We start from the raw sequence: 6,947 nt of genomic DNA, 5'->3' as shown, positions 1-6,947 counted from the left end.
CAGATTTTTGAACACTACCGCTTTTTTATTTCAAGCATGACTCAAGTAATTTTTTTAGACTGTCAGGGGTTAAATCCCCCCTATTGAGAAATCCTTAAACAAAGGTATAAGAACGTTCTTTTGCTTGTCTTCCTCAATTTCTGAAGAAGTAAACATGGTAAACACCAATGACGAGTAGTTAGGATTACCGTTTCTTAGTTCGGAGAAAGACTCTAGAAATTCGAACCCATTCATTCGTGGCATATTAATACCTAAAAAGATGAGTAGGGGCGGGAAGTCACCCTTAAATTTTTTAAAGTTTTCGTCATAGGCTACAAGGAAGTTAAGTGCAGCTTCGCCATTATCGACTTCAAATATCTCAGTAGCAATGCACAGTTTATTAATTACTCTTTTTAGTAAGTATCGATCGTCTTCACAATCATCATTGAAAATTTTTCATAAGGTGGCGTGTTTATTTTGGTAATTTTACGGTAAATGTGGTGCCACTGGATGAACTACTAAACTGAATTGCCCCATTCATTTTATCAACATTTGCTTGTTGGTTTACTATATCTAGCTTGGTATGAACCGATACAGCCCAAGGTTATGTGCTTATAGGAATTTGATAGTTAATGTCTTGGGAACCATCGGTTCTAGTTTGCACGCCACCAAAAGGAATGCCTTCTCCTGCAGATTGAGTAAATGTTTTGATTTCAACACCGTTGTCCATTGTCCACCCTGTGGTGCCTTTGTTGATGTTAGAGGGCTTTGGATGCGCAATGACCTTATTTTCGTGCTCAATAATGCAGGTAAAATGCTCATTACTTTACAAAGTATTTTCTAGCATACTCTGGACATCGGCCAGCACCTTTGCTGAATCTTCGCCTCTTTCTAATTCGATAGAAACCAAAGTAGCCAGCCTTTCTGCTTGTTCTCGGTTTTTATCAAGGTTTAGTTGAAACATAGCATTGTACAATTGGTGCTTAAGCAATGGGGTGGCAGTCTCTATAACAACGGTTGCTATCGCTAAGAGAGTAATAATACTTGAAGAAATGATTGTTGCCTCATGCGTGGGGCCTTAGTAATCCATTTCTAAATGACATTTAGTACATAGCCTAGCTACAAGCATTACATCCGCATTGGCATAAATACTATCTATAACTCCCTAATCAGGTTCAATCATTTGATAGTGACACAATTGACAAGCAAATACCTAAGCGAATTTAAGACAAGTTTGCTTAGATTTAAAAACGAAGCCTTAAATATAACTTCTGACTCATTTGAATAAAGCTCGTTATACTTCTTTCTTAGTTTGTTGCTTACGGTCTTTTATTGTGATCGTGTATTGGGCATTCGCTAACTTATGGCTACGCTTATTCAACAGAGTAGGCTTGTAACTCTGTATAGTTTGGTTGGAGGCACGCGAAGGAGAGGCTTGTAACATGTATAACGACATTACAATGCTACAAGCAGCAGCTGTTATATTTTTACGCGTTTCTTGAGCGTTTTAATGATCTGTGCACCAACCCAATAGATATCGCTGTCGTTATTTTGAGTTGCACGATTAAAAAATAAGTATTTGCCATCCGGTGTGACGCTGGCTGATGCTTCTCTCATTGAGGTGTTAATCGTTTCTCCCATGTTTAATGCGTCACTCCAAGTCCCATCTGGTTTTATGAAGCTAATATATAGATCTGAATCGCCAAAGCCGGACTCTCTGACACCATCCCAAATAATGTAAGCGTCATCGGGCGCAATAAAGGGGTGGGCATGTACTTACCGGTATTGATTTCAGACCCCAGTACTTTGTGCGCTTGGCGTTTGCCATTTTTTACTTCGGAAATTCTAATTATGTCACCACTTTTGTAGTCATCGAGAATATATGTGCCTGACTTAGACGCGCTTAATCGCATAATCCCTCAGTCTCTTCTAGAAAATGGTGGGTCAAGGCGTTTTAATTGTGACCATCCACAGTGATTACGGGTCATATAGTATTGGCCTAAGTGCATGGTTTTCCCATCTGGGGCGAGAAGTGGCCTGCCAACCCGAGGCCCCACGACCGATTCGTGCCACTGACCGTCTTGTAAGGTGTAAGAAATTAAGTCCCAAGTTTCTAGCTTAAGGTCCATCCTAGTAAAATAAAACTCCGTCATGTCAGGGGAGAAAAAAGCGTTAACATCTCGATGTTTACCTGAAACATGGCCCGGCGCAAAAACGGTCGGTGTGTTTCCTGGCTGTTTTTGACCTAAATATTCGCCAACAAGCTAATCTGCTCGCTCGCAATAGATTGGTTACTGATGAGAATTGCTGACATTGACAATAAGATCGTGTGCAGACTTGTTTTCATTGAGTATTCCTATTTTTATAATTTAAACGACCTGAGGACGTTAATTTATGCAAAAATAGGAGCATTTACATGATGTTGTTTTGATGTCTTGCTGATTTATAAGTGAAGTTAATATAACCATTAAATTCAGATGTTTGTATTAACTGACCACAGTTTGTTCAGGCCTTATGAGGGCGAAGTAGTGGAGGTAATCTTGTTCTTTCAATCCTGCTTCTTTGGTAGAGCGAAGCAGTAACTCATTGAGCTCTTTATCGTTTATGCCGCTGCGAAGTGCTTTGCTACACATTTTTATTGTGTCTTTAAATTCTCCCGAATGAAATAACTTGGATGCGAAGTGTATATAAGCTTGCTGTTGTGTTGCTTCTTCTCGGTATATTTTTGCAAATATCTCGCGGTGCATTAGCCCCGCCAAAACGTAATGACTGTTTCGATGTTGTTTGCCAAGTGCTTTGTGGGCGTTAAACAGCATTTCTTTAGCTTGCTCCATTTCACCTGAAAGATGAAATAGATAAGCAATCATGATGATAGCACTCGGGTCATGCAGAGTTTGACTAAGTTGCAACAGCTTACTGCTCGCTTCAGTAGATTTTCCTTCTAATAGCATCATCATCACGAACATTAGATTGAATTCTTCAGGACAGTACTTCTGAATATTGCTGGCGGAGTGTGTAAGTAACGCTTTAAGTTCTAATTGCCTAACTTTTAAATCTTTGGGCTTAAATTCACTTTGTGTATTGAGCGTTTCGAGCAGCTTAAGTTTAATGGAGAGTGCGGTAAGTAATGTGGCCAGTGCAGGATCTTCTTGGTATACCCTTTCTTTGCGTTTTATTAGGTTGTCGACTGCATCAAGCTCGTTAGACACATGAAGTACCATTAAGCTCAATCTAAACATACTCGGAGACATATCCTCAACAGGGAATGCTAATACTTGTGCAGTAGCCAGCTCTCTATTATTGGCTTGAAAAGCGATATATATTTGCCAGTAAAACACCCGTACAGGGTAATCTTGTCGAGTTTGCGGCTCAGTAAGGAATTGTTTGCAAGCTTCAAAGTCTCTTAATTCATAGTTTATATGGAACAAAGACCATTTAGCCCACTGAATGTTTCTTTCTGCTAAGGGTAATAACAGCTTTTTTGCTAAAGAGTAGTGACCCAGCTTCAGAAGTAAGTTAACTAATAGTTGGTTTCGTGCTTTTTTTAAATAGTTCGGGTATTCCTGCTTGCGCAGTTCTTTGAGTTTAAGCAGTGCGCTTTTGTACTTTTTATTTTCAATACAGGCATATGCTTGCTTAAACTCCTTCACCTGTAAAGTGTGCTCTTCTAGGATGGTGACGAGATCCTGGAGCGTATAAGGGACCTCAAGCAATTGGTTACTGTGGAAAGGGTATTCACAGGCATAATCAAATGCACTTTGTCTTTGCGCCATATATACGAAACGTGTTGTCGCGGGAAGGGTGCCGTCTGACACAAGTTCACTAACAAGGTCATACAAGTTTTTAGTTGTATCTATACGATTATCTAAGAAAACAATATCGTAGTTATTTTGTCGTGCCGAGCGTTCAAAAGTACTACCGGAACGGTATGAGCGAACGTGAGATATTCCTTGCTTATTTAGCAAAGCTTCTAAAAACCTTATGTTGTCACTATTGTGATCGACTATTGCAATTTTTAGATCTTTATGTTGCACAATTTTCCCTTTTAAGACCTGAGAGTTTTCTAGAAAGCTACGAGTAAAATAACGCTGTACTTAAATTTGGAACGCTTATTCTAATCGCTTTCTGTTCGCAATCATAGAGCTAAATTCACTTTCATTTACATTTATTTAAAAAGTGCGATCGTTCCAATAAAAACTAGACGATTGAAATGAATATTTATTTTTCAATAGATAACTTAACACCACAGAAATTATCCCTCTGCGGTGTTAAGTAAAAGAGGATGAATTAATTTATGTGGGGCATCTAACTAGGAAAATAACTCTTCAACATCGTCTTTAATATCTTGATAAGCATCTTCGTCCAGTTCCAGTACATGTAGTATGTCCGTTTTTAAATGTTCCCAATCAGGCACCGAGACAAAGCGCTTGTTTATTTGCACTAAATGTTCGGCCATTTTTAGTGCCGCCATAGTGCACGCAAAGTCTTGTTCATGAGGCTCTTTAAAAAACTCTAAATCGTGGTGCCGTAATATAAGTTTGCAAATAGGCTTAGGTAAATTCCAACTCGTAGCGAGGAAATAACCAATTGTGGCATGGTTGGTATTGTAGATAGCACTTTCTTGATCAACTAACAGCATATCATGGTTGCTATTGGCGCTGGAAAGAACATTGACATAGTCATCAAACTTGAGGGCCATGGCCGGAATGCCAGCATCATGAAACAGCCCTAACATATGCAAGCTTTCTAAGGGCACTTGGACAGGCATTTTTCTACCAATTAGCATTGCTATTTCTGAAATTTCATTGGCAGTATCCCAAAATCGTTCTAAGCTGATACAGCATTGAGACTGATCGAAAGCTTGCTTAAGTAAAAAACCGGTAAGGAGGTTGGCGACACTGTTTAAGCCCAGAAACATAACTGCTTGTTTAATATCTGTTATAGTCCGCGAAAATCCATAGGAGGACGAGTTAATTACTTTAAGTACTGCCGCAGAAGTAGCAACGTCGGTTGCAATGAGGTCAGCGATTTGCCCTAATTCAGGCTCTTCTGATTGTAAGAGCTCATGTAAATGCGTGAGTAACTCAGGTTTTGGAGGTAGCGAAAAGCCTTTCTCTACGTCATTGAGAACAATATTATCGATTTCTATCATAACTAATCCACTTATGATGCGTTACTATATAAGACGCGTTTTTTTGGCACTGAAATAAGGTTAGTATAGTCCGTCTGTTTCTTCTTTTTGTGATTTAGCGTAAGGAATTATGCAATTTTGCGTGCAATTTAGCCAACCAGTTGGTAATTCAGGAACGGAATATTGCTTTCGCTAGCTTTGTTAAGTTAAGGTTAGACAATTTTATTGTTTGGGAACTATTATGAATCAATCAACAGAAACGGCGCCGCCGAGTGGGGCAGTTGCACGTTTTCTCAATGGGATCGAGCGCGTAGGGAATAAACTACCCGATCCTGCCATCATTTTCCTATCAGCTATGTTACTGATATGGCTACTATCTTGGATGCTGTCTGGCACTACTTTTGACGCAATTGATCCGCGTACAGGGGAAGCGATTGTTGTTCACAACTTACTAAGTGGCGATGCGCTCGCTAATTTCCTAGCTTCAATGGTAAAAACTTTTACCGGTTTTGCTCCACTTGGTGTTGTTTTGGTTGCAATGTTAGGTGTTGGTGTTGCTGAGCACTCAGGCTACATCAATACTGGCCTAAAACTAATGCTAAAAAGAACGCCTCAAGCATTGTTAACGCCATCAATAATCTTAATTGCAATTGTAAGCCACACTGCAACTGACGCGGGCTATGTATTGGTTATTCCTATAGCGGGCATTATCTTTTATGCAATGGGCCGTCATCCGTTAGCAGGTATTGGTGCTGCATTCGCTGGTGTAAGCGGTGGCTTTAGTGCTAACTTTATCCCTTCTAGTATTGACCCGTTATTGCAAAGCTTTACCCAAAGTGCTGCGCAAATCATTGATCCAGAGATTGCTGTAAACCCTTTGAATAACTGGTTTTTCACATCTGCATCAAGCCTATTCATCATTCTATTAGGTTGGTACATCACAGATAAGATTATTGAACCAAGACTTAAAAATACAGAAGTTGATGGCGACACAAACAGTTTACCGTCTTTTGATGAAGTAAACGCAAAAGAGAAAAAAGCTTTCTTAGCCGCTTCTGGTGTGATGTTAGCGGGTATTGCGCTTTTGATACATGCTGCAAGCGGCGAAGATTCAGCCTTGCGCAGCCCTAGTGGTGCATTAACAGAGTTTAGTGCGCCATTGATGCAATCAATCGTACCATTAATTTTCTTACTATGTTGGATACCTGGTGCCATATATGGTTTCATGGTCGGAACATTCAAGTCTTCAAAAGATATGATTGACGCGATGAGCAAGTCGATGGGAAGCATGGCATACTATATTGTTATGGCGTTCTTCTGTGCGTTATTTATTGCTGCATTTAGCCAGTCTAACTTAGGCGCGTTATTAGCAATTGAAGGTGCTGAAGTTCTAAAAGCGCTTGCACTCCCCAGCTCAGTAACAGTAGTTGGTATTATTTTCCTGACCGCATTTGTAAACCTATTTGTTGGTTCCAGCTCTGCTAAGTGGGCACTATTGGGTCCAATCTTCGTACCGATGCTAATGCAGTTGGGTTTGTCACCAGACTTAACTCAGGCGGCTTATCGTGTAGGTGACTCTAGTTCAAACATTATTACACCACTCATGCCTTACTTCCCGTTAGTGGTCGTATATTGCCAAAAGTATGTGAAGAATACGGGTATTGGTACGCTAATTGCTCTAATGATCCCGTACTCTATCGCTTTCTTAGTTGGTTGGAGTATCTTCTTGCTAGCTTATTGGGGACTAGGTGTTCCATTAGGCCTGCAATCAAGCTACATCTACCCAGCTGGGTAAGTTCTAAAAAAGGCGCTAATCTAGCTGTCTCTTGATCACAAG

8 protein-coding genes are annotated in these 6,947 nt (G+C 40.1%); 1 reads left to right on the top strand and 7 read right to left on the bottom strand.

The features are described from left to right. Positions 1 to 69: 69 nt before the first annotated feature. The 7 genes from N482_RS25100 to N482_RS01990 form a co-directional block, all read right to left on the bottom strand. The gene (locus N482_RS25100) at positions 70 to 243 is read right to left on the bottom strand and encodes a hypothetical protein (protein ID WP_196763605.1); all 174 of its coding nucleotides are present in this window, start codon (positions 241 to 243) and stop codon (positions 70 to 72) included. Between the two features lie 340 nt (positions 244 to 583). After that, complete coding sequence (locus tag N482_RS25855; RefSeq protein ID WP_269202097.1) at positions 584 to 709, bottom strand: hypothetical protein; 126 nt, start codon at positions 707 to 709, stop codon at positions 584 to 586. Between the two features lie 96 nt (positions 710 to 805). Further along, positions 806 to 943, bottom strand: coding sequence for a hypothetical protein (locus N482_RS24670; protein ID WP_155730444.1), 138 nt, complete (start codon positions 941 to 943; stop codon positions 806 to 808). Between the two features lie 515 nt (positions 944 to 1,458). After that, entirely contained in the window at positions 1,459 to 1,620 is a 162-nt protein-coding gene (locus N482_RS25405) for a hypothetical protein (protein ID WP_231100771.1), read from the bottom strand. A gap of 32 nt (positions 1,621 to 1,652) precedes the next feature. After that, positions 1,653 to 1,892, bottom strand: coding sequence for a hypothetical protein (locus tag N482_RS25400; protein ID WP_231100770.1), 240 nt, complete (start codon positions 1,890 to 1,892; stop codon positions 1,653 to 1,655). Positions 1,893 to 2,465: 573 nt separating this feature from the next. After that, a complete protein-coding gene (locus tag N482_RS01995) occupies positions 2,466 to 4,013 on the bottom strand; it encodes a response regulator (protein ID WP_063375495.1) in 1,548 nt (515 codons plus the stop codon). Between the two features lie 275 nt (positions 4,014 to 4,288). Continuing rightward, positions 4,289 to 5,131, bottom strand: coding sequence for an HDOD domain-containing protein (locus tag N482_RS01990; RefSeq protein ID WP_063375494.1), 843 nt, complete (start codon positions 5,129 to 5,131; stop codon positions 4,289 to 4,291). Positions 5,132 to 5,351: 220 nt separating this feature from the next. Between N482_RS01990 and N482_RS01985 the strand changes: the two genes are divergently transcribed. Then, the gene (locus N482_RS01985) at positions 5,352 to 6,905 is read left to right on the top strand and encodes an AbgT family transporter (protein ID WP_063375493.1); all 1,554 of its coding nucleotides are present in this window, start codon (positions 5,352 to 5,354) and stop codon (positions 6,903 to 6,905) included. Positions 6,906 to 6,947 lie beyond the last annotated feature (42 nt).

This window comes from Pseudoalteromonas luteoviolacea NCIMB 1942 (assembly GCF_001625595.1).
In the GTDB taxonomy this organism is placed as follows: Bacteria; Pseudomonadota; Gammaproteobacteria; order Enterobacterales; family Alteromonadaceae; genus Pseudoalteromonas; species Pseudoalteromonas luteoviolacea_A.
The sequence above is the reverse complement of the archived record's forward strand: the minus strand, read 5'-3'. Positions and strand labels throughout refer to the sequence as shown.